The sequence below is a fragment of the Streptomyces sp. NPDC057900 genome (assembly GCF_042887885.1).
In the GTDB taxonomy this organism is placed as follows: domain Bacteria; phylum Actinomycetota; class Actinomycetes; order Streptomycetales; family Streptomycetaceae; genus Streptomyces.
Genome location: NZ_JBHVOI010000002.1, coordinates 360,975 through 387,227, shown reverse-complemented (window position 1 = coordinate 387,227; position 26,253 = coordinate 360,975). Strand labels below are relative to the sequence as shown.

The window sequence follows — 26,253 nt, the reverse complement described above, 5'->3', positions numbered from 1 at the left end:
CGGCGGTTTTTCAACGGATCTACGGACCGGTTCAGCGTACGCCAGCCCTGCCGCAGGTCAGCCGCCGGACCGGTCGAGCGTGCCGTAGGGGAGCCCGGCGCCCCGCTCGTCGGACCGGAAGCGGAGGGTGTCGTCGTCGACGCGGGTGAAGTGGAGGTCCGAGTCGGTGGTCGTGCACAGGCCCGCCGTGCCGGGGCGTTCCGGATCGACGCGCTCCCGGAACAACAGCTCCTTCTCGGTGCCCGAGGTGAAGGACGCGACGCTGTGACAGCTGATCTCGACGCCGAGGGTGGAGATCGTCGTGCTCGCACGCATCACGTCGGCGCCCTTCTTCCCCTTCCTGATCACCACGCTGAGCGTGCCGTGCGGCTGACCGGTCGTCTTCTCGGTGAGCGGCCCCTCCCAGGTGCCGATGAAGCTCTTCGGCACCTCGCCGACCTGACCGCCCGGAGTGGCGGCGCTGTCACCGGGGCTGCTCGGCCTGGGCGAGGCGGTGGCGCCCGGGGTGCGGTCGGTGCCTCCGTGGTCCGCGTTGTTGCTGCCGCTACCGCCCGGCATCAGGTCGAAGACGTAGGCGCTGCCCACGGTCACCGCGGCGAGCGCACCGGCCACTGCGAGGGCGACGGTGCAGCTCAGCCTGCGCCCCCGGTGCTGCTCGCCCGGCCGGGAGTCGGCGCCGACACTCACGGTGAACCGGGAATCGGGCGCGCGCTGCCCCGGCACCCCGTCCGTTCCGGGGCCCGGCGGGTACGGCGGCGGGCCCGTACCCGGTCCGGTCAGGGGGGCCGCCGGTTCGACCGGCGGGCCGAACACCCCGAGTGCGGGGCCCCCGTCGAACCCGTGCGAGGCGTTGGTGAACGGCACCGGCCCCGACCGCACCGGGGCGTCCTGCGGTTCCAGGTCCAGCAGCGCGACCGCGGAACGGCTGACCTCGCGCTCCAGGCGGCCGGGCAGCCAGCCCGCCGCCACCCGGGGAGCCGCGCCGCCGGGGGCCAGCCGCTCCGCGAGCAGTGCCGGACCGGGCCGGTGCGCCGGGTCCTTCGCCAGGCAGGAGGCGACGACCTCGCGCAGCTCGCCCTCCAGGTCGCCCAGCTCGGGCTCCTCGTGCACCACCTTGTAGAGCAGTACGGCGGACGAGTCACCGAGGAAGGGCGCGGCACCGGTGGCCGCGTACGCGAGCACCGCACCCAGTGAGAAGACGTCGGCCGCGCCCGAGATCTCCTGGCCCCGGATCTGCTCCGGTGCCATGTAGCCGGGCGAGCCGACCGAGACCCCGGTGGAGGTGAGCGAGGCGGTGGCGTCGATGGCCCTGGCGATGCCGAAGTCGATCAGCCGGGGGCCGTCGAGGGCGAGCAGCACGTTGGAGGGCTTCACGTCACGGTGGATCAGGCCCTGCTCATGGACCGCGCCGAGCGCCTCCGCCAGCCCCGCGCCCAGGGTGCGTACCGCCTGTTCGGGCAGCGGGCCGTGCTCGGTCACCGCGGCGGAGAGCGGGGGCCCGGCCACGTAGCCGGTCGCCACCCACGGGACGGGGGCGTCGGGATCGGCGTCCAGGACGGGCGCGGTCCACTGGGCGCCGATCCGCCGCGCCGCGTCCACCTCGTGCCGGAACCGGGCGCGGAACTGCTCGTCGAGCGCGAAGTGCGGATGGACCACCTTGACCGCGACGGTGCGGCCGCCTGCACTGCGCCCCAGATAGACGCGCCCCATGCCGCCGGCACCGAGTCTGCCGATCAGCCGGTAGGCACCGATGCTCAGCGGTTCGCCGGCTTCCAGCGGCTGCATATGCGGACTCCCCCTGTGGACACCGGCCCGGACCTCCGACCGAAGCCTAGAGCCGAAGGTCATGCGGTCCCAGGCAAACCATCCGCCGATATCGCCCCCGAGGGAACGAACGGCGCCATTCATCACAAGAAAAGAGCGCGAATGTGTCGTTCCCGGGTGACGGACCGATTGGCGGAAGCCACCGGGGCGCACTCCCGACGCTTCCCACTAATCGGCCATTCAACGCGTATTCACTCGAATCGATATCCCGAGGGAAGACCGGAAGGGGGAAGAGGGAAGGCGGGAACGGGCGCGGAAAGGGCGGCGGGTAGGTGGAATGCATCATTCCACCTACCCGCCGCATACCCTCGCGTGCACTCAGCCGCTCGCGCGCTCAGCCGCCGAGCAGCTCCACGTTCACGTCCGCGGCGAAGCCGGTCGTCGGGCCGGTCCGGCGGGCGAACTCCTGGACGCCGGCCAGCTGCGCCGGACCGAAACGGAAGTCGAGGGTCGTGAAGTAGCGCTCCAGGACCTCCGCGTCGAAGGCCTCCCAGCGCGCGGCCTGCTCCGCGACCTTGGTGACCTCCTCAAGGGAGACGTCCCGCGAGGCCAGGAACGCCTCGTGGACCTTGTTCACCGCGGTGGGCTCGGCCGCCAGGTAGTCCTTGCGGGCGGCCCAGACCGCGAAGACGAACGGCAGCCCCGTCCACTCCTTCCACATCGCGCCCAGGTCGTGGACCTGGAGGCCGAGGCGGGGGGCGTCGTGCAGGTTGGCGCGCAGCGCCGCGTCACCGATGAGGACGGCGGCGTCCGCCTCCTGCATCATCACGCCGAGGTCGGGCGGGCAGGTGTAGTAGTCCGGGGTCACCCCGTACCGCTCGGCGAGCAGCAACTGGGCCAGCCGTACCGAGGTGCGGGAGGTCGAGCCGAGCGCCACCCGGGCCCGGTCGAGGTCCTCCAGGGGGCGCTGCGACACGATCACGCACGACATGACGGGCCCGTCGCAGCCGACCGCGATGTCGGGGAAGGCGACCAGGTCGTCGGCGTTGCGCAGGAACTCCACGAGCGTGATGGGGCCGATGTCCAGATCGCCCCTGATCAGCTGCTCGCTGAGCTTCTCCGGGGTGTCCTTCGAGAGCTCCAGGTCGAGCAGGGTCCCGGTCCGCGCCAGCCCCCAGTAGAGGGGAAGGCAGTTGAGGAACTGGATGTGGCCGACGCGCGGCCGGTTGCGACGGTCGTCGCCTGCGACGGTTGAGACGGTTGAATTGTCCACATCGCGAGGCTAGACCTGTCGGCCCCCGACGGCCCCACCGGGGGCGCGCGGCGCCGCGCGATCCCTCTCCCGGGGGGTTCCCCGAATGGCGGCCGACCCCCTCGCGCAGGGGTTCTCGCAAGGTCTCCCGGCCCTGCTCGGAGAGGGTCCCGGACCGCTCACGCGCACGGCAATCAAACATTCGAGTCGCGTGATCTTTCCCTCTACCCTTCCGCACATCCTGCGTGCTAGGCTCAACGCCAAGTTGCAGTTTGGTTTCCCTTGCAGTACAGAGCCTGCGGAGCATGTAACCCGCAGGCTTTTGTAGTTTTCAGACTTCTTTGCAGGTTCTGGAGCAGGGCAACCCTTTGGCCCAAGGAGGGCTTATGGCTACCGGAACCGTCAAGTGGTTCAACGCTGAAAAGGGCTTCGGCTTCATCGCCCAGGACGGCGGCGGCCCGGATGTCTTCGTCCATTACTCCGCGATCAACGCGTCCGGGTTCCGCTCCCTTGAGGAGAACCAGGTCGTGAACTTCGACGTCACTCAGGGACCCAAGGGTCCGCAGGCTGAGAACGTCACCCCGGCCTAGTTGCCCGGGTCGGCCGATCGCGGCCGGTAACGCAGTACCCAAGGAGCCCCGCTCCCCCGCCTCGGCGGAGGAGCGGGGCTCCTGCCTGTGTGCCCTGCTTCTCAAGGTCCCGGCTTCTCAAGGTCCCGCTTTTACGGCTCTATTTCTTGGGCGTCTCGTCGCGGCTGTCCACGACGCCCCGGTCGAGCACCGCCTGCATCTCCGTGACGGTGCCCTTCTTGCCCAGCTCGGTGTTCTGGACGAGGTAGGCGCGCATGCCCAGGTAGTCGTAGCTGTTGGCGTCGAAGACCAGTTCCTTGCGCTCGTGGTCCCTCTCGTCCGTACGGGCGAGTGCCACACCGGGGCGGCCGTCGCCGTCCTGGGCCTTGTCCAGCGCGACGACGCCGGGGATCTTCGCCGCCGCGCGGTAGATCGCCGCGCCGGTCTCGGGCGGCAGGACGTTCTCGTTGATCAGGCCGCCCACGTAGTTGAAGAGGTTCTGATCGGACGAGCCGGAGTACGCGGCGTCCTCACGGAGCTTCTTCAGCAGCGCGTCGGGCTCGGTGGGCAGCTTCTCCAGCGCGGCGTAGGTGTGGTTGCGGTTCCACTCCGCGAGCCCTTCGTCACCGTCGCGCGGCGCCGACCAGATGATGTCGTCGCCCGGCTGCTTGAGGCGGCTCTGCACCTTGTCGGGGTTCTGGGACGTCCACGCCTCCCGGTAGTACGTCTTCAGCTTGAGGGGGCTGCCGTCCTCGGCCTGCATGTTGGAGTAGTGCGAGCGCACGTAGACGAACTGGTTCACGCCGACACGGGCCGCGGGGCCCTCCGCGGCGCGCTCCGCGACGTTCTCCATCAGCGCGCCGACGCCGTTCGCCGAGCCGACCTCGACCTTGACCACGGGGGCCGCGCTCAGGTGGTAACCGGTGTCGCCGCCGCTCCCGCCGGGACCCGCGAGGAAGGTGAAGGCGAGCGCGCCGGCGGCGGCCATGCCCACGGGCACGGCGTACCAGGCGCGGTTGCGGCGCGGCCGTAGCGCCGTCGGGGTCTTCTCGCCCCGGACCTGGGTCTGGACCTTGTCGGGGGCCTCGTCCCAGACCTGGGCCCGGTGGATCTCGTTCATCAAATGCTCCCTGAGCAGCCGGTGACGGTCGCCCGGCAGGACCGGTCCGTGCGGCTCGGGCAGCTGCGCCCTGAGCTCCCCCGCAACCTTCTCGGCGTCGGCACTCATCGGTTTCCCTCCCTTTCGTTCGACCGGACCGCGGTGGCGCGGTCACTCAGGTACTGTCCAGTTGATCCGGGTAGTTCCATGTTTCTTGTGGTTTCTGCGATTTTCCTTTTCTCGTCCTCGGTGAGTTCCCTCAGCCGTTTCCGGGCCCGGGAGAGCCTGGAGCGGACGGTTCCGACGGGGACTCCGAGCGCCCGTGCCGTGTCCCGGTAGTCCAGGCCGTCCCACACACAGAGCAGGAACACCTCCCGCTCCTTGGGTCTCAGCCGTCGCAGCGCGGCCTGTGCGGCGGCGAGCTGTTCCGCGTCGTGGATGCGGCCCACCAGCTCGTCCGCGAAGTCCGGCACGGCGGGTCCGGCCGGCATCCGGGTCAGCGCGGCGTCATGTCTGCGGGCGGCGCGGCGGGTGTTGCGCAGGACGTTGGTCGCGATGCCGAGCAGCCAGGGCCTCAGCTCCTCGTCCGACTCCCGCAGGGTCGCGCGCAGCCGCCACGCCTCCAGGAAGGTGAGCGACACGATGTCCTCGGCGCCGGCCCAGTCGCCGGTCGAGCGGACCGCGTACCGGAACACCGTCTGCGCGTAGTCGTCGAAGAGGCCGCCGAACGCGTCCGGGTCGCCTGCCCGTATCCGGGCTCTCAGAGAATGCTCCACGTCATGTCCTGTCCACGACGGGCGGCAGGTTCCAGTGGCCTGCGTCACACCGGTGCCGGGGCCACGCGATGCTTGACCTTGACACCGTGTGAGGCCGTGCACTGGGAGACATCATGTTCACCATCGGAGACTTCGCCCGCCACGGGCGGGTGTCGGCCCGGATGCTGCGTCACTACGACGCGATCGGGCTGCTGCCCCCCGACAGTACCGACCCCGACACCGGCTACCGCTACTACGGCGGCGGCCAGCTCGCCCGGCTCAACCGGATCATCGCCCTCAAGGATCTCGGCTTCACGCTCCAGCAGGTGCGGGCCGTCCTCGACGAGGAGGTGGGTCCGGAGGAGCTGCGCGGGATGCTGCGGCTGCGGCGTTCGGAGCTGGCGGAGGCGGTGGCCGCGGCGGCGGCACGGCTGGCCCAGGTCGAGGCGAGGCTCCGGTCGATCGAGAGCGAGGGACACATGCCAGTGGACGATGTGGTGGTCAGGAACGTCGCGGCGGTACGGGTCGCGGAGCTGACCGGGGTGGCCGCGGGCTACGGACCGCAGGACATCACTCCGGTGATCCGCCCCCTGTACGAGCAGCTGCTCCCGCTGCTGGAACGGGCCGGGGTCGCCCCGGCGGGCCCCGGGATCGCGCGCTACGGGGACGCTCCGGAGGGCGGCGGCGCGGTCGTCGTGCACGCCGGGGTGACGGTCTCCGCACCGCCGGGGCCGCTGGGTGACACCGGGATCACGGTGGTCGAGCTGCCTCCGTTCGAGGCGGCGACCGTCATCCACCGGGGCTCGATGGACGGCGTGCTGCCGACATCGCAGACCCTGGCACGCTGGATCGACGGCTCCGGTTACCGGTCTGCGGGGTACGCACGCGAGGTCACCCTGGAGTGCCCGCAGGACGAGTCGCGGTGGGTGACGGAGCTCCAGGAGCCGGTCGTCAGGGAAGCCTGACGCGCCGGGGCGGGGCCGCCGGTACGACGGGCGGCCCGCCCCGGGGGTTGGGCCGCCCTCGTGCGGACGGCCCCGCCCCTCCTACGCGCCGGGTCCCGCCCACAGCCCGTCGTCGGTGAGCCCGAGCAGATCGATCGCGTTGCGGCGCACGATGCGGTCCACCACGTCCGCGTCGAGGTGCCCCATCTGCTCCTCCCCGACCTCGCGGGACTTGGGCCAGGTCGAGTCGGAGTGCGGGTAGTCCGTCTCGTACAGCACGTTGGGAACGCCGATCGCGTCCAGGTTCTTCAGCCCGAAGGCGTCGTCGAAGAAGCAGCCGTAGACGTGCTCGGTGAACAGCTCCGACGGCGGCCGGTGGACCTTGTCCGCGACCCCGCCCCAGCCCCGGTTCTCCTCCCAGACCACGTCGGCGCGTTCCAGGATGTACGGAATCCAGCCGATCTGCCCCTCCGCGTACATGATCCGCAGGTTCGGGAAGCGTTCGAACTTGCCGCTCATCAGCCAGTCGACCATCGAGAAGCAGCAGTTGGCGAAGGTGATGGTGGAGCCGACGGCGGGCGGCGCGTCGGCCGAGGTGGACGGCATCTTCGAGGACGAGCCGATGTGCATGGCGATCACCGTCCCCGTCTCGTCGCAGGCCCGGAGGAACGGATCCCACTCGTCCGTATGAATGGACGGCAGTCCGAGATGTGGAGGTATTTCGGAGAACGCCACCGCACGCACCCCGCGCGCCGCGTTGCGCCTGACCTCCTCGGCTGCCAGCTGCGCGTCCCAGAGCGGGACGAGGGTGAGCGGGATGAGCCGGCCGTGCGCGTCCGGGCCGCACCACTCGTCGACCATCCAGTCGTTGTACGCGCGCACGCCGAGCAGGCCGAGTTCGCGGTCCTTCGCTTCGGTGAAGGTCTGGCCGCAGAAGCGGGGGAAGGTCGGGAAGCAGAGCGCGGACTGCACGTGGTTGATGTCCATGTCGGCGAGCCGCTCGGGCACCGAGAACGAACCGGGACGCATCTGCTCGTACGTGATGACTTCGAGCTTGATCTCGTCCCTGTCGTAGCCGACGGAGGTGTCGAGGCGGGTGAGCGGGCGGTGCAGGTCCTCGTACACCCACCAGTCGCCGATCGGGCCTTCGTCGCCCTTCGCACCCATCACGGGCGCGAACTTTCCGCCCATGAACGTCATTTCCTTGAGCGGCGCCCGGACGATGCGCGGACCGGAGTCCGCGTACTTGGACGGGAGCCGGTCCCGCCAGACATGAGGGGGCTCCACCGTGTGGTCGTCCACCGAGATGATCTTCGGGAAGGTCTCCATGCGTACCACGGTAGCGTTGATCTGACGAACCGTCAGCTATCTGTGCGAGGCTCCGTTCCACAATCGTTGTCGAGGGCTCGTGCAGAGAGTCACCCACTGCTGACGTGTCCGCCCTTCACAAGGCAGACTGTTGACGGCGATACGAACGGTATGGAGCAATCCGGATCTCCTCGGCGGTGTCCCGACATGTTCGGTGCGGCACTGGGCAGTGCGCAGAGAGCAGGACAGGAGGCGGCAATGGGCCGTGACGACGGGTCACGGGTGCGTGTTCCGGAACAACGAGCTCCGGAGCGGCAGCCGACGGACGGTACAGAGCTGCGCTTCTCCGTGCTCGGACCGGTACGGGCCCGGCGGGGCGACGAGACGCTGCCGTCCGGTTCGCCGCAGCAGCGCGCCCTGCTCTCCGCCCTGTTGCTGCGGGGCGGTCACACCGCGACGGCCGGTGAACTCATCGACGCCATCTGGGGCGACGAGCCGCCCTCCCAGGCGCTGGCCGCCGTACGCACGTACGCCTCCAGGCTCCGCAAGGTCCTGGGTCCGCAGACCCTGGCGAGCGACTCCGGCGGGTACGCGATGCGCACCGGGCCCGACGCGCTCGATGTGACCGTGGCCGAGGAACTGGCCGCCGGCGCGGAGAAGGCCCGCGCCGCGGGTGACCGCTGCCGGGCCAGGACGCTGCTGAACAAGGCGCTCGCCCTGTGGGACGGCGAGGCGCTGGCCTCGGTGCCCGGCCCGTACGCGGAGAACCAGCGCACCCGGCTGGAGGAGTGGCGCCTCCAACTCACCGAGACCCGCCTCGACCTGGACCTGGAGGTCGGCTGCCACGCGGAGGCGGTCTCCGAACTGACCGCGCTCACCGCCGCGCACCCGCTGCGCGAACGGCTGCGCGAGCTGCTGATGGTGGCCCTGTACCGCAGCGGCCGGCAGGCCGAGGCCCTCGCGGTGTACGCGGACACCCGCCGGCTGCTCGCCGAGGAACTGGGCGTGGACCCGCGCCCCGAACTGGCCCAGCTCCAGCAGCGCATCCTCCAGGCCGACGAGGAGCTGGCCCGCCCGGTCGACGAGCCGGTCCAGGCCGCCGCCCCGGTCCGCCCGGCCCAGCTCCCGGCCACCGTGCCGGACTTCACCGGCCGCACCTCCTTCGTCCGCGAGCTGAGCGACCGGCTCGCCACCGCGGAGGGCTCCGTGATGGCCGTCTCCGCCCTCGCGGGCATCGGCGGCGTCGGCAAGACGACCCTGGCCGTGCACGTCGCCCACCAGGCCCGCCCGCACTTCCCGGACGGCCAGCTGTACGTCGACCTCCAGGGCGCGGGCTCCCGCACCGCGGAACCGGAGACGGTGCTCGGCGCGTTCCTGCGCGCCCTGGGCACGGCGGACTCCGCGATCCCCGACTCCCTCGACGAACGCGCCGCGCTCTACCGTTCCACGCTGGACGGCCGCCGCATCCTGATCCTCCTGGACAACGCCCACGACGCGGCCCAGATCCGGCCGCTGCTGCCCGGTACGGCGGGCTGCGCGGCGCTGGTCACCAGCCGGGTGCGGATGGTCGACCTGGCGGGGGCGCATCTGGTCGACCTGGACGTGATGTCGCCCGAGGAGGCGCTCCAGCTCTTCACCCGCATCGTGGGCGAGGAGCGCATCAACTCCGAGCGCGAGGCCGCCCTCGACGTGGTCGCCGCCTGCGGATTCCTCCCGCTCGCCATCCGCATCGCCGCCTCCCGGCTGGCCGCCCGCCGCACCTGGACGGTCTCGGTCCTGGCCGCCAAGCTCGCGGACGAACGCCGCCGGCTGGACGAACTCCAGGCGGGCGACCTCGCGGTGAAGGCCACCTTCGAACTCGGCTACGGCCAGCTGGAACCCGCCCAGGCCCGCGCCTTCCGCCTCCTGGGCCTGGCGGACGGCCCCGACATCTCCCTCGCCGCCGCGGCCGCCCTGCTCAACCTGGAGCCGCACGCGGCGGAGGACCTCCTGGAGGCCCTGGTCGACACATCCCTGGTGGAGTCCGCCGCGCCGGGCCGCTACCGCTACCACGACCTGGTCCGCCTCTACGCGCGTTCGTGCGCGGAGCGGGACGAGGAGGCCCCGCAGGAGCGGGAGTCGGCGTTGTCGCGGCTGCTGGACTTCTATCTGGCGACGGCCGCGGGGGTGTACGCGCTGGAGCGGCCGGGGGACCGGCTGGTGGATCAGCTTGAGCCGACGGAGCACCCGGGGCTGTCGTTCAGCGATCGGCACGACGCCCAGGACTGGCTCTATTCGGAGGCCGGAACCCTCCTGGCGTGCCTGCCCCAGTCGTCCGGTCCGACGATGCTGCGCCGGGCGATCGATCTTCTGTGGGCCGCCCTGGACCTCGCCGAGTCCGGTGCCAACTCGAAGCAGTACGAGGTCGCCGCCTCCTTCATGCTGGATGCCGCGCGCCGGTGCGGTGACCGCAGGGCCGAGCGGCGCGCCCTGGTGACGCTGAGCAATGCCCATCTGGTCGCCGGCCGGTTCAAGCAGGCCGACCAGGAGGCAGTCCAGGTTCTGCGGCTTTCGCCGGACGCACATGACCCGCTGCCGGACTGCTGGGCGCTCAACCACCGCGGGGTCATCGCGATCTACCAGAGCCGCCACGAGGACGGCGAGAAGTACCTGACCCGGGCGATCGAGGACTTCCGTGCGGGCGAGAACCTGCCGGGCGAGGCATCCTCCCTCTGCAACCTGTCCCGGGTTCATCTGGCCATGGGCCGGACCGCAAGTGCTGTCGCGCTGGCCCGGAAGGGCATCGGTATCTACGACAGCATGGGCCACTCGCTCCGGGGGGCCAACGCCCGGTACGCCCTTGGGATCGCGCTGACCCGAAGCGGCGAACTCACCGAGGCGACCCACAGCTTCGAGGAAGCCCTGGACGTCTTCCGCGACAGCCGCCAGCGGCTCTGGGAGGGCATGACCATGTTCCGCCTCGCGGAGACGGATCTGGCCGGGGACAACCCGGCACAGGCCGCTTCCAAGGCAGAGATGGCGTTGACCGTGCTGCGCGGCATCGGCGGGGAGTGGCGCCGGGGGAACGTGCTCACCGTCCTTGGCCACGCCCTCAACGGAATCGGCCAGTCGGGGCGGGCAACGGCCTGTTGGCACGAAGCTCTCGCGATCTACGAAGCCCTCGACTCCGACGAAGCGGCCGAGATCCGCACTCTGCTGATGCGCGTATCCACTGAGCAGCCATAACCGGCGCCCGGACCGGACGTTCATCGTTCGTTTATCGCCGGGCGGCAATCTCATGCGTGTCGATCCGTCGCGTCGGGGGGCAGGCGGGGCGACACGAGCGGCCAACCACTAAGGTGATCGGCCCTGACAGGGGTCCGCCCGGCAGTCCACGGGGGAACAGCCGGGCGGACCCCCCACGCAGCTCGCCAGCCACAACGGAGATGACGACCATGAGCGAAGCGAAGAAGAAGACCGACCCGATCATCAAGCCCACGGACACGCACGCGACGGGCGCCGAGTCGGGTACGGCGACGACCCAGGACACGCACGCGACGGGTGGCGACATCAAGGCCATGGACACCCACGCCACCGGCAGCCCCATCAAGCCGACGGACACCCACGCCACGGGCGAGCCGGCCAACTAGAGCCGCAATTCGACGGGGGTACGGGGGCACGGCCGCGGCGGCGCGGAGGGGGAGCCGTCGCGGCCGCGGCATGTCCGCGTCCGGACGGGCGGGCCCTCACACCCCCCGCACCAGCACCCTCGCGCCGCACAGCTTCCCCATGTCGTCCTCGTCCGAGGTGAAGACCACCACCCGGCCCGGCTGCCGGTCCGCGATCACCGCGAGGGCGGCGTCGATGGCGTACTTGTGGCCGTGCAGACCGGTGTCCCTGAGCAGGCGGATCGCCCCGTCGGCGACGTCCTTGGTGACGGGCTCGACGACGACCCTGGACATGGCCCAGTTCCACACGCCCGCCCGGATGTCGCTGTGGTAGGCCTCGACGAGGGTCATCGAGCTGGTCACCACGCGGAATCCGGACTGATGCGCTCTGGTGAGAACGGCGGTCATCGCCCGGTCGCGCAGTACGGACTTGGACAGGGCTTCGCTGTCCAGCACGAACGTCATGTCTGCCATCACGCCGCCTCGGCCTCGCCGCTTGCCGCTGACTCCCGGTCCTCGAACCAGCGCTCGATCTCGCGCAGCTCAGCGGCGGCCGCCGCCTGCTCCTCCTCGGTCAGCGGTCCCCCCTCTTCCTGCATCCACCCCACCAGCTCCCCCAGCCGGTCGTGCTCACGCTGGCGCTCTATGGCGCGGGTGACATACGCGCTGAACGCGCCGGGCCCGACCTCGGCCCGGATCTCCTCCGCCAGCTCCTCCGGCAGAGTGACCGTGTACTTCTTGGTTGCCATACCCATCACCATACTGCCGGCCGGACTCACGCACACAGCCCCATCACTCCATAAGGTGATCACTTCATTCCATGGAGTGATGAGCGCGTGTGTCCCGCCCCCGCAGCTCCCCCTTCACCACCTTGCCGCTCGCGTTGCGCGGGAGCTCGCTGACGAACTCCACCGCCCTCGGCACCTTGTAGTTCGCCATCTCGCGCCGCGACCAGGCGATCAGGTCGTCGGCGGTCACCGTCGCGCCCGGACGGCGGACCGCGTAGGCCTTGCCGACCTCGCCCAGGCGGGGGTCGGGGATGCCGATGACCGCGATGTCGGCGACGTCCGGGTGCAGGCCGAGGAGCTGTTCGATCTCCGCGGGGTAGGCGTTGAAGCCGCCGACGATGAACATGTCCTTGATCCGGTCCGTGATGCGCAGGCTGCCGTCCGCGTCCAGGACGCCCACGTCGCCGGTGTGGAGCCAGCCGTCCGGGGTGATCGTGGCGGCGGTGGTCTCCGGGTCCTCGAAGTAGCCGCGCATCACGTTGAAGCCCCGGACCAGGACTTCGCCCGGTTCGCCGGGGGGCGCCAGGACGCGGATCTCGGTGCCGGGGATCGCGCGGCCGGAGGTGGCGGCGATGGTGCGGGCCGGGTCGCCCCGGCGGCACATCGACACGATGCCGCTCGCCTCGGAGAGGCCGTAGGCGGTCAGGACCGTGGCTATGCCCAGTTCGGTGCGCAGCCGCTCCACCAGCTGGAGCGGGACCACCGCCGCGCCCGTCACCACCAGGCGGAGCGCCGAGAGGTCGTGGGCCGAGCGGGCCGGGTGGTCCAGGAGCGACTGGTGGAGGGTGGGCGGGCCGGGCAGCACCGAGATGCGCTCGGCGGCTATGTTGGCGAGGACGGTGTCCACGTTGAAGACCGGCTGCGGGACCATCGTCGCGCCCCGCATCAGGCAGGCGATCACGCCGGCCTTGTAGCCGAAGGTGTGGAAGAACGGGTTCACGATCAGATAGCGGTCGCCCTCGCGCAGACCGGCCAGCTCGCTCCAGATCTCGTAGCAGCGCAGGGTCTGGGAGTGGCTGATGACCGCGCCCTTGGGGTGTCCTGTGGTGCCCGAGGTGTAGATGATGTCGGAGGGGGCGGACGGGGCGATGGCGTCGGCCCGTTCCCGTACCCGCTCGGGAGAGACCCCCTCGCCGGAGGCCAGGAAGTCCTTCCAGGTGACGTAGTCGGCGGGGGCGGTGTCCGCGAGGACCACCACCGTTTCCAGGTGCGGGAGTTCGATGTCGGCCCGGCGCAGCGAGGCCACGTACGACGTGCCGAGGAAGGTGCCCGTGACGAAGAGCAGCTTGGCCCGGCTGCGCTGCAGGATGTACGCCGCCTCGGTCCCCTTGAAGCGGGTGTTGAGCGGCACCAGGACCGCCCCCGCGGTCACCGCGCCCAGCGCGGAGACGATCCAGTCCAGGGTGTTGGGCGCCCAGACCGCCACCCGGTCCCCCGGTTCCACCCCGGAGGCCATGCACGCGGCGGCGGCCCGTTCCACGCGTTCGCCGAGTTCCGTGTACGTGATCCTGGTGCGGCCCTCGGCCACCGCCTCGCGGTCGCCGTACCGTCGCGCCGCCTCCCGTACCAGGTTCGGGACGGTGGACCATTCCTCGTCGCCGCGCATCTCGTGCCCTCCGCCTCGGTCCGAACGGCCCTGCCGACCGCAGTAGCTGACTATCCGTCAGATTAGCTGTAGCCTCCTCCGCTGTCAGCAGTCATGACGGCTTCGGAGGTGGCGGTGGCGACGCTCAAGGACAAGACAGCGATAGCCGGGATAGGGCAGACGCGGTTCGCGAAACACCTGCCCGAATCGGAGAAGACCCTGGCCTGCCGGGCCATCGTCGCGGCGCTCGACGACGCGGGCATCGCCGCGTCCGAGGTGGACGCGTTCGCCTCGTACACGATGGAGGAGACCGACGAGGTCGAGGTGGCCAAGTCCATCGGGGCCGGTGACGTGACCTTCTTCAGCAAGGTGGGGTACGGGGGCGGCGGCTCCTGCGCGACCCTCGCGCACCTCGCCGCGGCCGTCGCCACCGGGCAGGCGAGCGTCGGCGTCGCCTGGCGGTCCCGGAAACGGGGGTCTGGCCCCCGGCCCTGGAAGAACACCGCCGTGCAGCTGCCCACCCCCGCCCAGTGGACCCGGCCCTACGGACTGCTGCGGCCCGCCGACGAGATCGGCATGCTGGCCCGGCGGTACATGCACGAGTACGGGGCGACCCGCGACCACCTCTTCAACGTCGCGCTCGCCTGCCGCAACCGCGCCAACCAGAACCCCGACGCCGTGATGTACGAACGCCCGCTGACCCGCGACATGTATATGACCTCGCGCTGGATCAGCGAGCCGCTCTGCCTCTTCGACAACTGCCTGGAGACGGACGGCGCCCTGGCCTGCGTCATCGTCTCCGCCGAACGGGCCCGCGACTGCCGGCAGAAGCCCGTCTACCTCCACTCCGTCGCCCAGGGACTGCCCGCCCAGCACCACGGGATGGTCAACTACTGGAACGACGACCCGCTCACCGGCCCGGCCTGGGCCGCCGCCCGACAGCTGTGGAAGCAGGCCGACTTCGGGCCGGACGACGTCGATGTCGCCCAGATCTACGACGCGTTCACCCCGCTCATCCCGCTCTCCCTGGAGGGGTACGGGTTCTGCGGGCGCGGCGAGGGCGCCTCCTTCACCGAGGGCGGGGCGCTGGAGAGCGGCGGCCGGCTCCCGATCAACACGGGCGGCGGCGGGCTCAGCGAGGGGTACGTGCACGGCTTCAACCTCATCAACGAGGGCGTGAAGCAGCTGCGCGGCGTCTCCACCGCCCAGGTGCCCGACGCCTCGACCTGCCTGGTCACCGCCGGGGAGGGCGTGCCCACGTCCGCCGTACTGCTGAGGAACTGAGGAGCGATCGAGATGGATGCCATGCTGCTGCCCGTCATCGACGACGACGGCGCGCCCTTCTGGGAGTACGCGGCCCGCGGTGAACTGCGCGTCCAGGCGTGCGCCGCCCCCGACTGCGGACGGCTCCGCTTCCCGCCCCGGCCGTGCTGCCCGCACTGCCAGTCGTTCGAGAGCGAGTGGCGGGTGATGAGCGGGCGCGGCCGCATCTGGTCGTACGTGCTGCCGCACCCGCCGCTGCTGCCCGCGTACGCCGAGCAGGCTCCGTACAACGCGGTGGTGGTCGAGCTGGCCGACGCCCCCGAGATCCGGCTGGTCGGCAATGTGGTCAGCGGGCCCGACGCACCGCTGAACTCCGTCGATCCGGAGCGGCTGCGGATCGGGGCCGGGGTGAAGGCGGTCTTCTGTCCCGTCTCCCCCGAAGTGACCATGGTCCGCTGGCTGCTGGAGCGGTGAGGGGCGATGGCGCTGCGTACGGAGACGGACCGGGAGACCGGGGTGGCGCTGGTCACCCTGGACCGGCCCGAGAAGCTCAACGCGATCGACCTCGCCACGGCCGCCGAACTCGTCTCCGTCTGGCGGGCGTTCCGGTACGACGACGGGGTGCGGGCCGTCGTGCTGACCGGCGCGGGCGGCCGGGCGTTCTGCACGGGGATCGACCGGGGCGTGGACGTCCCGCAGCCCTCGTCCCCGTACACGATCGAAGATCCGCTGATCGCGGTCGGGCCGAAGGCCAACGACCTGTGGAAGCCGGTGATCGCGGCCGTGGAGGGGATGGCCTGCGGCGGGGCGTTCTACCTGCTGGGCGAGGCGGAGTTCGTCATCGCGTCCGAGGAGGCGACGTTCTTCGATCCGCACACCACGTACGGCATGGTCAGCGCGTACGAGGCGATCTCGATGGCGCAGCGGATGCCGTTCGGCGAGGTGGCCCGGATGTCCCTGATGGGGACGGCCGAGCGGGTGTCGGCCCGGCGCGCGTACGAGACCGGGCTGGTCAGCGAGGTGACCCCGGCCGGCGGCGCGGTGGCGGCGGCGCTGCGGGCGGCGGCGGTCATCGCCTCCTACCCGACGGCGGCGGTGCAGGGCACGGTCCGGGCCGTCTGGTCGGCCAGGGAGGCGGCGAGGACACAGGCGCTGGCCCATGCCCCGCACCTGATCGCGCTCGGGAACCTGGCACCGGAGCGGCAGGCCGAGCTGTTCGAGGGGCGGGGCAGGGGCGGCGGTGAGCCCCGGATCAGGTGAGTACGGCGTCGGTCAGTACGTGAGCTCCGCGGTGACCGAGCACTTCTTCACCCGGGAGACCCTGCTCGGGTTGTGCATCCGGACGGAGACGGTCTTCGTGTCGCCGCCGTCGGCGTCCACGGTCGCCTCGCCCGCGTCGACGGGGTTGCCCCTGGAGTCGAGGAAGCTCACGTCCACCGTGTACGTGTGGCTGCCGGTTGCGTTCGCGGTGAGCCGCACGGTGGAGGTGGTGACGGCCTTGCGCTTGCCCTTGCGGGGTGCCGCGCAGCGGAAGACGTACGCGCGGGGCGCGTCCGTCGCGGTGGCGGTGGGGGTCGCCGTGTCGTAGGTGGAGCCGCTGGACGAGCTGCCGGACGAGTAGTCGTCGTTGTCGTAGCTGGAGTTGGAATCGGTGTCGTGGTAGGTGCCGTTGCTCTTCTTGGAGTTGGAGCACCCACCGCCGCTACTGCTGCTGGACTTCCGGCTCTTGCTCTTGCTCCCGCTCTTGCTGCCGTGTCCGTGGCTGGAGCTGGAGAAACCGGTCAGTGCGAGGACCACCGCGACCAGGACCACTGTCAGTTTCATGTGCTGCCGCATCATCGATGCCGCCCCCCTTGTGTGGTGATTCAGTTGTTCGATGCCTGCCGGTGTTCGACCCCGGGGCCGAACAGCCGCGCGACACCGTAGCGCACAGCATGGCCGGTTTCGCCCGGCAGTCCAGTCATGGCCCTGTCACGGTCTCGTCATCGTCCGACGACGGGCCCGCCCACGGCCGGTCCGCCGCCGTCTGGTGGCGGGGGTCATCCGCCCGGCGTAGCGTCGGGAGGCGAGAGCGGTGCTGTTCCGCGCCACCGGCCGGTGGCGCTCGCGCGTCACGCTGGAGGCCGGAGATGATCCGTAACGTCCTCGGCTCGATCGTCGCTCTCGCAGGAGCGGCGGCCGCCGTGCTGAGCCCCTTCCGTGACTGGTACGACGGCCGCCTCGGGCGGTACTACCGGATCGATGATCTCTTCACCGGCATCACCGCGACGCATCCCGCCCTGTTCGGTTCGATCCTGCTGCCCTTCGCCTTCGCCGCGGTCGTGACGGTCCTCGGCGTGGTGCTGCGGTCCCGGCTGCTGGTCGCCCTCGCGGGCGTGGTGGTCCTCGGGTTCACCGTTCTCTGGATGGTCCGGCAGGGCCAGGCGGCCGGCGAACTCACGGTCACCGGCGACGGTTCCGGACTCCAGGAGGGGGTCGCGAACGCGGCGGGCGGCGGGGTGCTGCTCCTGCTGGGCGCGGCCCTGATGTCGGGGCGGCGGCGAAGCGCGGGGCGGCCGGGGCGGTACGAGCAGCCGGAGCCGTACGACCCGCCGGGCTCCGCGGACCCCGACACCTGGCCGCCCACCAGGGAGCCCGGCCCGTCGGTACAGACGAGCCCCTGGCCGGAACCGGAGACGGACCCGTACGTGGGCCCGGAGCCCGCCCCGCCCCCGGAGCCCGGCCCGCCGCCGGAATCGGGCCGGCCGCCGAAATCGAGCCCGTCCGGCGATTGAGGACGAAGCGGCCCGCCGGGCGCACCCGGCACGAGGGCCCGTTCGCCCTACGAGCGCGGCCTGTTGCCCGTCCCCGTGCCCTTCAGCGCGTCCAGCGCGTACACGCAGCGGTCCTTGCTGCACGCGTACACCACCCCGCCCTGCGCGACCGGGGAGCCCGTGATCTCGCCGCCCGTCGCGAGCTTCCAGCGGAGCTGGCCGCCCGCCGCGTCCAGGGTGTAGAGCACGTGGTCGGCCGAACCGAAGTGGACCCGGCCGTCCGCGACGACCGGTGAGCCCACCACGTCGCCGCCCGCGGCGAACCGCCACTTCGGGGTGCCGGTGACCGCGTCCAGCGTGTACAGCGCGCTGCCGCTGCCGACGTGCACGTTGCCCGTCGCCACCAGCACCGGTTCGGTCGACTGCCGGGACTCCGTGGCGATGCGCCAGCGGTCCTTGCCGGTCGCGGCGTCCAGCGCGTACACCGTGCCGAGGTAGTCCGCGAGGTACACCCCGCCGCCGGTCACCGCCGGGCCCGGCGCGAACGCGGGCGGCGAGAGGAAGACCGCGGGGGACTCGAAGTGCCAGCGCACCCGGCCGGAGCCGATGTCCAGCGCCAGGACCCGGGTCCCCGCGCTGACGTAGGCGTAACCGTCCGGCGCCGGGGTCACCCGGACCGGCACCCCGCCGCAGGAGGCCGCGTCGCCCACCGGGTACGACCAGCGCTCGATGCCCGTCCGGGCGTCGACGGCGCGCAGCCGGGCGTCCTGCCAGAGGTAGACCGTGCCGTCGTGGATCGCGGGTCCGGCCTCCGCCGTCTCGAAGTCCGTCTGCGCCCCGGTGGTCTCCCAGAGCTTCTCCCCGGTGGACGCCTCCCACGCCTGCACGCCGCCGCCCCGGGTGCCGGTGACGACCGTGCCCCGGTCCGCCTTGAGCGAGTACACCCACGCGTCGCTCTGGAGCCGCCACCGCTCGGCGCCGGTGACCGCGTCCAGGGCGTAGAGCGAGGGCCCGTCCGAGGCGTGGATCCGGCCGCCCTCGACGGCCATCGCCCAGGCCACGTCACGGGTCTTGAACTGGCGCCGCCCGTTGCCGGTGTCCAGCGCGTGCACCTCGAAGGAGGTGACGTAGAGGAGCTCACCGACGACGACCGGCGTGCCCCACACGTCGTTCGACATCCGGAACCGCCAGGGCCGCCAGCGGTCCGGGCCGGAGTCCGGGCCCGGGGGCGCGTTGTCCGGCGCGTGCGCCGGGGCGGGCACCGGGGCGGTATGGGCCGTGAGCGAGCCGTTCGGCCCGCCGGGCGGGCGCACCCAGCCGGTGACCGGAGCCGCCTCCCCCACGGCGGCGGTGGCGCGTACGTCCTGGGCGCGCGGACCGGGCCCGATCGGCACCTGGGCACCGGAGAGCCGCACCGGACCGCCCGCGTCGGACGCCTCCGCGGGCAGGGCCGCGGGCGGGGCAGACGGCGGTGCGGCCGGGGGGCGCGGATCCGTGGCTCCGGGCCGCCGGGCGGTGTCCCGGCCGGCGCCCACGTGCGTGGCGGGCAGCGGCGGGGCGGGCGCTGGCGCCGGCGCCGGTACGGGAGCCGGCGCGGCGATCACGCGTCCGCCGCCCCGGCGCAGCTCGATCATCTCGGTGGCGGAGGCCGGCAACCAGGCCGACGCCGTACCGCTGTCGTCGCCACCGGAGGCGAAGAGGTGCGGGGCGAGCTGGGACTGGAGCTCGGCGGGGGTGGGCCGGCGCGAGGCGTCCATCTGCATGCAGGACTCGATCAGCGACCGCAGATCGTCGGGCAGGCCGCCCAGGTCGGGGCCCTCGCGCAGCAGCATGAAGACCGTCTCGACCGGGTTGGCCCCGTGGAACGGCGCGTGGCCGGTCGCGGCGAAGACGAGCGTCGAGCCGAGCGAGAAGATGTCGCTGGCGCCCGTGACGCTGCGCGAGTCCCGCGCCTGCTCGGGCGACATGTACGCGGGCGTGCCGACGGCGACGTTCGTCATGGTCAGCCGGGTGTTGGAGACGCCGGACGCGATCCCGAAGTCGATGACCCGGGGGCCGTCCTCGACGACGAGCACGTTCGACGGCTTCATGTCGCGGTGGACGAGCTTCGCGCCGTGGATGGACTGGAGGGCCTCGGCGATGCCCGCCGCCAGCCAGCGCACCGCCTGGGTCGGCATCGGCCCGCACTCATTCACTATTTCTTCCAGTGAGGGCGCGGGCACATAGGCGGTGGCGAGCCAGGGCACGGCGGCGCGCGGGTCGGCGTCGACGACGGCGGCGGTGTAGAAGCCGCTGACCGCGCGGGCCGCCTCCACCTCGCGCGTGAACCGGACCCGGAACAGCTGGTCCTCGGCCAGTTCCGTACGCACCGTCTTGATCGCCACCCGCCGGCCCGACGCCGAGCGGGCGAGATAGACCAGCCCCATGCCGCCGGCCCCGAGCCGCCCCAGCACCTCGAACGGGCCGATCCGCCTCGGGTCGTGCTGCGTCAGCTGCTCCATCACTTACCTGCCACCCTCCCCGTACGGGCCCCGGTCGCCCGATGCCCGCGAAAACCCCGCCCTGTGCAGCGTCTCACCACTGGGCGCCACCCGACGGTGCGCACCCCGATTGTTCCTGGCCGAGGCGCCGGTTGCGAACCCGGGGGCAGAACCGGGTGTCGTGGATCACTCCAGGCGGTATCAGGACACCGGTGGCTGAAGTACGGCGAAGACGGCGCCCTGGTCGTCCTGGAGCACCGCCATCCGCCCGTACGGGATGTCGAAGGGCGGTGCGGAGACCCGGCCGCCGAGCCGGACGACGGTGTCGGCGGAGGCGTCGCAGTCCGCCACGGCGAAGTAGTTGAGGAAGTAGCTGGGCATCATCGCGGGGAACGCGTCGGTGATGACGCTGCGCCCGCCGACCGCGGTGTCCGGGCCGGGTTCGGTGCCGGCCGGCGACCACATACGGAAGTCGACGCGGGACTCGTCGGTGTCCGGGTCGCCCGGTGTGCCGGGGCCGGCCTCGTCCGGATCGACCGAGCGGAAGCCGAAGACCTGCTCGTAGAAGGGGTCGACGCGTTCCTTCTGCCGGGTGTAGACCTCGGTCCAGCAGAAGGAGCCCGGCTCGTTCTGCTTCTGGAAGCCCTTGCGTTCACCCGCCTGCCAGAGCCCGAAGACCGCGCCGCCGGGATCGGCGGCCTGGGCGAGCGCGCCCAGCCGGCCGGCCCGCACCGGTTCGGTGATCACCTGGCCGCCCGCCTCCCGGACGCGGGCGACGGAGGCGGTGATGTCGTCGGTGGCGAAGTAGATGCCCCAGGCGGTCGGCATCCGGCCGTCCTGCTTGGCGGCGAGCGCGGCGACCAGGGCCCCGTCGCTGAGGGCGTCGGTGTACGGGCCGTCGCCCGTACGGAAGGTCCAGCCGAAGAGCTCGCCGTAGAAGCGCTTGCCGGCTTCGAGGTCGGAGAGCTGCACATCCACCCAGCACGGCGCGGACTGCGCGAATGCGGCCATGGGCCCGGATCCTTCCGTCGCGGTGACGCTCGTCACAGCCAACGTAACCGCGGGTCGCCGCACGCGCGCCCCAGCCCGCCAGTGCCGGACGCGGGACGGGGCGCACCATAGAACGTACATTCGAGACAAGACTTCCGAATCGCCGTCGTCACGGAAAGTTATCCACGGAAGTTATCCACAGGCTGTTAATAACACTAATGTAAGTGTGGGTAGTGGAAGCGGAACCGTGGGGCGCACTGCGGGGCACATCGGCGGAAACCGCCGCACTCCCCCCACCACGTCTACGCCCCTCCCCATTTGCAGTCGGCCGAATCGCGCTCCGATCACCCGTCGGTAAGCTGACGGCATGACAGGACAAGTACGCACCGTCGACGGCCGCGTGGCCGGCCGACGCGGACAGGCGACGCGGCAGAAGCTGCTCGACTGCCTCAGCGAGATGCTCAGTTCCTCGCCGTACCGGGACGTCAAAGTCATCGACGTCGCCCGGAAGGCGGGGACTTCACCCGCAACCTTCTACCAGTACTTCCCCGACGTCGAGGGCGCCGTCCTTGAGATCGCGGAGGAGATGGCCAAGGAGGGTGCCGGACTGACCGAACTGGTCGCCGGGCGCTCCTGGGTCGGCAAATCGGGCTGGCAGACCGCAGAAGAACTCGTCGAGGGGTTCCTCGACTTCTGGCGGCGCAACGACGCGATCCTTCGCGTGGTCGACCTCGGCGCGGCCGAGGGCGACAAGCGGTTCTACAAGATCCGCATGAAGATCCTCAACTCCGTGACCAACTCCCTTACCGATTCGGTGAAGGAGCTCCAGGCCAAGGGCAAGGTCGACAAGGACGTCAGCCCCGCGGCGATGGCCGGATCGCTGGTCGCGATGCTCGCCGCGGTCGCCTCGCACCAGAAGGGCTTCACCACCTGGGGTGTGAAGCAGGCCGAACTCCGGCCGAACCTCGCGCTGTTGGTGCATCTGGGCATCACCGGCAAGAAGCCGACCAAGTAGCGCCCGCGCCGGATTCCCGTACTGGGTGACGCGCGGTGATCCCGGGCGCCCCAGGTCCTGTCTCACCGACGGCGGACCACGCATGTGGTCCGCCGTCGGTGTATCCGGACACCTCCGCCTCCGTGAACCCGCGCACCCCTACGCCGGACCGTCGCGCCGCTCCAGCCGGAACAGCCGGATCTCCCGGTCGATCCGTGCCTGGTACGCCGCGTAGGGCGGCCAGAACTTCAGCGCCGCCTCCCACACCTCGGCGCGCTCCTCCCCCGCCAGCAGCCGGGCCCGCACCGGTATCCCGACGCCCTTCCAGCTGATCACCGGAGCCTCCGGGTGCGCCAGCAGGTTCGCCGTCCAGGCGGGATGCCCCGGACGGCCGAAGTTGCTGCCGACCAGCACCCAGCTGCCCGTACCGCTGTCACCCGTACCGCCGCTTCCCTTGCCACCGCTTCGCGTACCGCCGTTTGCCGTACCGTCGTCCCGTGCCATCGGCATGCAGGCCAGCGGCGTCGTCCGGAGCTGCCCGCTGCGCGCCCCCGGCACCGTCAGCACCACCCCCGGCAGCATCTGCGCGCTGAGCAGCACCTTGCCCCGGGTGAGCCGGTGCACGGCGCGGTCCATGGCGGGCACGACGTGAGGGGCGATCCGCGCGAAGGTCCGGGTCGAGGAGACCTTCTGGACGAGGCGTACACCGGGCGCCATCAGACGGCCACCCGTTCGGTCGGGCCGCCGCCGGTCCGCCCCTGTTCCGCCCGGTCCCGCTCGCCCGGCGCGTCCCCGAAGAGTCCCGCCCGCTGGGCCGCGTGGTCGCGGAGCCGGTGGACGGGGCCCAGCAGCAGTTCGTCGGCGGCGGCCCGCTTGAAGTACAGCTGCGCCTCGTGCTCCCAGGTGAAGCCGATCCCCCCGTGCAGCTGCACGGCCTCCGCGGTGGTGACGCGCAGGGCCTCCAGCGCCTGGGCGAGGGCGAGCCCGCCGGCCTCCGGGTCCCAGGCCGCGTAGTACGCCGCGGAGCGGGCCGACTGCACCCGCACGTACAGGTCCGCGAGGCGGTGCTTCACGGCCTGGAAGGAGCCGATCGCCCGGCCGAACTGCTCGCGCTCCCCGACGTAGGCGACCGTGCGTTCCAGCGCGCTCGCGGCGGCTCCCACCGCCTCCGCGGCGAGCGCGGCCGCGGCGGCGCGGCCGGCCAGCGCGAGGGCCGCCGTCGCGTCCACCGTGTCGTCGGCGCCGAGGAGTTCGGCCTCGGTGTCGCGCAGCTGGATCCGGGCGAGCGGCCGGGTCTCGTCCAGCGCGGTCTGCCGGGTGCGGACGAGTCCGCCGGGCGGTTGCGGCCCGTCCGTCCTGACCAGGAACAACAGGGTCCGGCTGCGCGGGAAGCCGCCCGTGTGCGCGGCGACCAGGAGCAGCCCGGCGCTGTGCCCGTCCAGCACCTGGTCCGCCTCCCCGTACAGCCGCCACCCCGCACCGTCGCCGCCGGCCGGCCGGGCCTGGACGCCGCCCGCCCGGCCGCCGCCCGCCCAGCTTCCGCCGGTCAGGTCGCCGGTGAGGCCGAGGGCGGTGGAGAGGGAGCCGCCCGGTACGGCCAGTGTCGCGGTGAGCCCGCCCGCCGCGACGGCCGGCAGCAGCGCGGCGCGCTGCTCCTCCGTGCCGAGGGCGGCGATCAGGGGCGCGGCGAGCACGGCGGTGGCGAGCAGCGGGGACGGCAGCAGCGCGCGGCCCGCCTCCTCGCAGACGACGGCGAGCTCGACGGGGCCGCAGCCGGCGCCTCCGTACTCCTGCGGGAGGGCGAGTCCGGGCAGCCCGAGGTCCTGGGCGAGCCGGCGCCACAGCTCGGCGTCGTAACCGTCCCGGGTGCCCACCGCGCTCCTGATGTCCTCGGGGCCGCTGTGTCTGGCCAGCAGTTCGCGCACGGTGCGGCGGATCTCGTCCTGTTCCGCGGTGAAGGCGGCATCCATCGTCGGACTCCTTCCCCTCGGAGGCCGACGGCCTCCGATCTGACGGGCCGTCATGCTAGGGCGGATGTTACGAGATTCCCAGAGCCGCGCACCGTGACGGCCCACAAGATCCGGCCGCCGCGGCCCGGTTCACCCGGCCCGAATCTGATGTACCGTCAGATTCATGCCTTCTTCCCACCGCAAGGTCGCTGTCGTCGGCATATCGCTCGCCGACTGCGGACGCGTCGACACGGCGACGCCGTACGCCCTGCACGCCCAGGCCGCCCGCCGGGCGCTCGCCGATTCGGGCCTGGACCGCTCTGTCGTCGACGGGTTCGCCTCCGCCGGACTGGGCACGCTCGCCCCGGTCGAGGTCGCGGAGTACCTGGGGCTGAAACCCACCTGGGTGGACTCCACCTCGGTCGGCGGATCGACCTGGGAGGTGATGGCGGCCCACGCCGCGGACGCCATCGCGGCGGGCCGCGCCAACGCCGTACTGCTGGTCTACGGCTCGACGGCACGGGCGGACATCAAGGCGGGCCGCCGCACGTCCAACCTCTCCTTCGGGGCGCGGGGCCCCCTCCAGTTCGAGGTGCCGTACGGGCACTCGCTGATCGCCAAGTACGCGATGGCCGCCCGCCGCCACATGCACGAGTACGGCACCACCCTGGAGCAGCTGGCCGAGGTGGCGGTGCGGGCCCGCGCCAACGCGGCCGCCAATCCGGACGCGATGTTCCGCACCCCGGTCACGGTCGACGAGGTCCTGTCCGGCCCGATGATCGCCGACCCCTTCACCAAGCTGCACTGCTGCATCCGCAGCGACGGCGGCTGCGCGGTGCTGCTGGCGGCAGAGGAGTACGTCCCCGACACGGCGAAGGACCCGGTCTGGATCCTGGGCACCGGCGAGCACGTGTCGCACTCCGCGATGTCCGAGTGGGACGACTTCACGGTCTCCCCCGCCGCCGTCTCCGGCCGCCTCGCCTTCGAACGGGCGGGGGTGCGCCCGGCCGATATCGACCTGGCCGAGATCTACGACGCCTTCACCTATATGACCCTGGTGACGCTGGAGGACCTGGGCTTCTGCGCGAAGGGCGAGGGCGGCGCGTTCGTGGAGAAGGGCCGCACCGGCCTGACCGGCGAGCTCCCGGTCAACACGGACGGCGGCGGCCTGTCCGCCTGCCACCCCGGCATGCGTGGACTGTTCCTGCTGGTGGAGGCGGTACGCCAGCTGCGCGGCGAGGCGGGGGAACGCCAGGTCCGCAAGGCGGGCGGCCGGCTGCCGGAACTGGCGGTGGCCTCCGGCACGGGCGGCTGGTTCTGCTCCTCGGGAACGGTGGTGCTGGGGCGGGGGTGAGGGGGTGCGGGGGTGAGGGTGCTGCGCCCCGGGTCACACAGCGACGACGTCGAGGACGCCTTCCAGCCCCTTGAAGTCGTCCGCATTGCGGGTGAAGAGCGGCAGTCCCCTGACGGAGGCAATGGACGCGATCATCAGGTCCATGCGACGAGGACGGGGGTTACGGCCCGCAGCCACGACAAGGGACACCAGGCTTCCGTACCGGGCAGCCGCCTCGGCGTCGAAGGGGAGCGGCTCGAAGTCGGCCACGGCCGCGCCGAGCTTCTCCATCCGTGCCGCGCGCACAGCCGCGTCCCCGGCCATCGCGACGCCTTGCTGGAGCTCGGCCATGGTCACGGCGGTGAGCGCCGGGTAGGCGGGAAGATCCTCGGCACTCAGCAGGTCGAGGTCGATGTACGCGCAGGTGTCGAGCACACCCACGCGGTAGCGCTCAGCCACGCGCGCGCTCCCAGGGATCGTCGTCCCCGGCCCGGTCCTCGTCACCGAAGAGCTCGTCCGCCTCGCGACGCATCGACGCAGCGTCCACGCGGGGAAGCCGCCGGTGCCTGGCCACCAGCTCCTCCGCACTCAGCCTCCGCTTACGCGTGAGCGGCCGGAGCTCCGCGACCTCTATCCCGTTGCGGGTGATGTGGAAGATCTCGCCCTCCTCCACAGCGTTCATGACATCCGCGGACCGGTTCCGGAACTCGCGCTGCGTGATGGTCTTCATGCATCCAGCGTAGCCTTACGTGTCTCGCCGTGCTACAGCGTTCTCGATGC

At 71.7% G+C, this 26,253-nt stretch carries 25 protein-coding genes; 10 read left to right on the top strand and 15 right to left on the bottom strand.

Annotated elements, in window-relative coordinates:
- Positions 1-57 precede the first annotated feature (57 nt).
- Positions 58-1,785, bottom strand: a complete 1,728-nt coding sequence (locus ACFVQ0_RS08965; RefSeq protein WP_390086056.1) for a serine/threonine-protein kinase — start codon at positions 1,783-1,785, stop codon at positions 58-60.
- 373 nt (positions 1,786-2,158) lie between these two features.
- A complete protein-coding gene (locus ACFVQ0_RS08960; protein ID WP_390086054.1) occupies positions 2,159-3,037 on the bottom strand; it encodes a menaquinone biosynthetic enzyme MqnA/MqnD family protein in 879 nt (292 codons plus the stop codon).
- A 365-nt stretch (positions 3,038-3,402) separates the two neighbouring features.
- Between ACFVQ0_RS08960 and ACFVQ0_RS08955 the strand changes: the two genes are divergently transcribed.
- The gene (locus ACFVQ0_RS08955; protein ID WP_003967102.1) at positions 3,403-3,606 is read left to right on the top strand and encodes a cold-shock protein; all 204 of its coding nucleotides are present in this window, start codon (positions 3,403-3,405) and stop codon (positions 3,604-3,606) included.
- 139 nt (positions 3,607-3,745) lie between these two features.
- On the opposite strand, the gene ACFVQ0_RS08950 is transcribed toward ACFVQ0_RS08955, so the two are convergent.
- Positions 3,746-4,813 (bottom strand): CU044_5270 family protein, encoded by a 1,068-nt coding sequence (locus tag ACFVQ0_RS08950; RefSeq protein ID WP_390086052.1) that lies wholly within the window; start codon positions 4,811-4,813, stop codon positions 3,746-3,748.
- Complete coding sequence (locus ACFVQ0_RS08945) at positions 4,810-5,460, bottom strand: RNA polymerase sigma factor (protein ID WP_390086050.1); 651 nt, start codon at positions 5,458-5,460, stop codon at positions 4,810-4,812. The genes ACFVQ0_RS08950 and ACFVQ0_RS08945 overlap by 4 nt, the downstream gene beginning before the upstream one ends.
- A gap of 113 nt (positions 5,461-5,573) precedes the next feature.
- Here ACFVQ0_RS08945 and ACFVQ0_RS08940 point away from each other — a divergent pair, with 113 nt between their 5' ends.
- Entirely contained in the window at positions 5,574-6,404 is an 831-nt protein-coding gene (locus ACFVQ0_RS08940) for a MerR family transcriptional regulator (protein ID WP_390086048.1), read from the top strand.
- An 81-nt stretch (positions 6,405-6,485) separates the two neighbouring features.
- Here ACFVQ0_RS08940 and ACFVQ0_RS08935 read toward each other — a convergent pair whose 3' ends face one another.
- Positions 6,486-7,712, bottom strand: coding sequence for an amidohydrolase family protein (locus tag ACFVQ0_RS08935; RefSeq protein ID WP_390086046.1), 1,227 nt, complete (start codon positions 7,710-7,712; stop codon positions 6,486-6,488).
- A 237-nt stretch (positions 7,713-7,949) separates the two neighbouring features.
- On the opposite strand from ACFVQ0_RS08935, the gene ACFVQ0_RS08930 reads away from it, so the two are divergent.
- Together ACFVQ0_RS08930 and ACFVQ0_RS08925 are read left to right on the top strand one after the other, a co-directional pair.
- Positions 7,950-10,916, top strand: a complete 2,967-nt coding sequence (locus tag ACFVQ0_RS08930; RefSeq protein ID WP_390086044.1) for a BTAD domain-containing putative transcriptional regulator — start codon at positions 7,950-7,952, stop codon at positions 10,914-10,916.
- A 209-nt stretch (positions 10,917-11,125) separates the two neighbouring features.
- Positions 11,126-11,320, top strand: a complete 195-nt coding sequence (locus tag ACFVQ0_RS08925) for a hypothetical protein (protein WP_390086042.1) — start codon at positions 11,126-11,128, stop codon at positions 11,318-11,320.
- A gap of 96 nt (positions 11,321-11,416) precedes the next feature.
- Here ACFVQ0_RS08925 and ACFVQ0_RS08920 read toward each other — a convergent pair whose 3' ends face one another.
- The 3 genes from ACFVQ0_RS08920 to ACFVQ0_RS08910 all read right to left on the bottom strand — a co-directional run bounded on the left by ACFVQ0_RS08920 (position 11,417) and on the right by ACFVQ0_RS08910 (position 13,732).
- Positions 11,417-11,812, bottom strand: a complete 396-nt coding sequence (locus ACFVQ0_RS08920) for a hypothetical protein (RefSeq protein ID WP_390086040.1) — start codon at positions 11,810-11,812, stop codon at positions 11,417-11,419.
- Positions 11,812-12,087 carry a hypothetical protein gene (locus ACFVQ0_RS08915; RefSeq protein ID WP_390086038.1) on the bottom strand — a complete coding sequence of 92 codons (276 nt, stop codon included), beginning with the start codon at positions 12,085-12,087 and terminating at the stop codon, positions 11,812-11,814. The genes ACFVQ0_RS08920 and ACFVQ0_RS08915 overlap by 1 nt, the downstream gene beginning before the upstream one ends.
- Before the next feature lie 64 nt (positions 12,088-12,151).
- Entirely contained in the window at positions 12,152-13,732 is a 1,581-nt protein-coding gene (locus tag ACFVQ0_RS08910; protein ID WP_390086036.1) for a FadD3 family acyl-CoA ligase, read from the bottom strand.
- A 93-nt stretch (positions 13,733-13,825) separates the two neighbouring features.
- On the opposite strand from ACFVQ0_RS08910, the gene ACFVQ0_RS08905 reads away from it, so the two are divergent.
- The 3 genes from ACFVQ0_RS08905 to ACFVQ0_RS08895 are packed head-to-tail and all read left to right on the top strand — an operon-like array spanning position 13,826 to position 16,234.
- Complete coding sequence (locus tag ACFVQ0_RS08905) at positions 13,826-14,995, top strand: lipid-transfer protein (protein WP_390086034.1); 1,170 nt, start codon at positions 13,826-13,828, stop codon at positions 14,993-14,995.
- Between the two features lie 12 nt (positions 14,996-15,007).
- The gene (locus ACFVQ0_RS08900) at positions 15,008-15,448 is read left to right on the top strand and encodes a Zn-ribbon domain-containing OB-fold protein (RefSeq protein WP_390086033.1); all 441 of its coding nucleotides are present in this window, start codon (positions 15,008-15,010) and stop codon (positions 15,446-15,448) included.
- A gap of 6 nt (positions 15,449-15,454) precedes the next feature.
- Positions 15,455-16,234, top strand: a complete 780-nt coding sequence (locus ACFVQ0_RS08895; RefSeq protein WP_390086031.1) for an enoyl-CoA hydratase/isomerase family protein — start codon at positions 15,455-15,457, stop codon at positions 16,232-16,234.
- 12 nt (positions 16,235-16,246) lie between these two features.
- Here the strand turns inward: ACFVQ0_RS08895 and ACFVQ0_RS08890 are convergent, their stop codons facing one another.
- Positions 16,247-16,813, bottom strand: a complete 567-nt coding sequence (locus tag ACFVQ0_RS08890; RefSeq protein ID WP_390086029.1) for a hypothetical protein — start codon at positions 16,811-16,813, stop codon at positions 16,247-16,249.
- 290 nt (positions 16,814-17,103) lie between these two features.
- Between ACFVQ0_RS08890 and ACFVQ0_RS08885 the strand changes: the two genes are divergently transcribed.
- Positions 17,104-17,748 (top strand): hypothetical protein, encoded by a 645-nt coding sequence (locus ACFVQ0_RS08885; RefSeq protein ID WP_390086027.1) that lies wholly within the window; start codon positions 17,104-17,106, stop codon positions 17,746-17,748.
- A 47-nt stretch (positions 17,749-17,795) separates the two neighbouring features.
- Here the strand turns inward: ACFVQ0_RS08885 and ACFVQ0_RS08880 are convergent, their stop codons facing one another.
- The gene (locus ACFVQ0_RS08880; protein WP_390086026.1) at positions 17,796-20,228 is read right to left on the bottom strand and encodes a PQQ-binding-like beta-propeller repeat protein; all 2,433 of its coding nucleotides are present in this window, start codon (positions 20,226-20,228) and stop codon (positions 17,796-17,798) included.
- Between the two features lie 180 nt (positions 20,229-20,408).
- On the bottom strand, positions 20,409-21,218 hold the full coding sequence (locus tag ACFVQ0_RS08875) for a VOC family protein (RefSeq protein WP_390086024.1): 810 nt from the start codon (positions 21,216-21,218) through the stop codon (positions 20,409-20,411).
- Between the two features lie 346 nt (positions 21,219-21,564).
- Between ACFVQ0_RS08875 and ACFVQ0_RS08870 the strand changes: the two genes are divergently transcribed.
- Complete coding sequence (locus tag ACFVQ0_RS08870; RefSeq protein WP_389689960.1) at positions 21,565-22,212, top strand: TetR family transcriptional regulator; 648 nt, start codon at positions 21,565-21,567, stop codon at positions 22,210-22,212.
- 138 nt (positions 22,213-22,350) lie between these two features.
- Here the strand turns inward: ACFVQ0_RS08870 and ACFVQ0_RS08865 are convergent, their stop codons facing one another.
- Both ACFVQ0_RS08865 and ACFVQ0_RS08860 read right to left on the bottom strand, forming a co-directional pair.
- Entirely contained in the window at positions 22,351-22,908 is a 558-nt protein-coding gene (locus tag ACFVQ0_RS08865) for a nitroreductase/quinone reductase family protein (protein ID WP_390086022.1), read from the bottom strand.
- Positions 22,908-24,161 carry an acyl-CoA dehydrogenase family protein gene (locus ACFVQ0_RS08860; protein WP_390086020.1) on the bottom strand — a complete coding sequence of 418 codons (1,254 nt, stop codon included), beginning with the start codon at positions 24,159-24,161 and terminating at the stop codon, positions 22,908-22,910. Before ACFVQ0_RS08860 ends, ACFVQ0_RS08865 begins: the two co-directional genes overlap by 1 nt.
- Before the next feature lie 163 nt (positions 24,162-24,324).
- Between ACFVQ0_RS08860 and ACFVQ0_RS08855 the strand changes: the two genes are divergently transcribed.
- Complete coding sequence (locus ACFVQ0_RS08855) at positions 24,325-25,494, top strand: acetyl-CoA acetyltransferase (RefSeq protein ID WP_390086019.1); 1,170 nt, start codon at positions 24,325-24,327, stop codon at positions 25,492-25,494.
- 33 nt (positions 25,495-25,527) lie between these two features.
- Here ACFVQ0_RS08855 and ACFVQ0_RS08850 read toward each other — a convergent pair whose 3' ends face one another.
- Together ACFVQ0_RS08850 and ACFVQ0_RS08845 are read right to left on the bottom strand one after the other, a co-directional pair.
- Complete coding sequence (locus ACFVQ0_RS08850) at positions 25,528-25,932, bottom strand: type II toxin-antitoxin system VapC family toxin (protein WP_390086017.1); 405 nt, start codon at positions 25,930-25,932, stop codon at positions 25,528-25,530.
- Entirely contained in the window at positions 25,925-26,203 is a 279-nt protein-coding gene (locus ACFVQ0_RS08845; RefSeq protein ID WP_390086015.1) for a type II toxin-antitoxin system Phd/YefM family antitoxin, read from the bottom strand. Before ACFVQ0_RS08845 ends, ACFVQ0_RS08850 begins: the two co-directional genes overlap by 8 nt.
- Between the last annotated feature and the right edge of the window lie 50 nt (positions 26,204-26,253).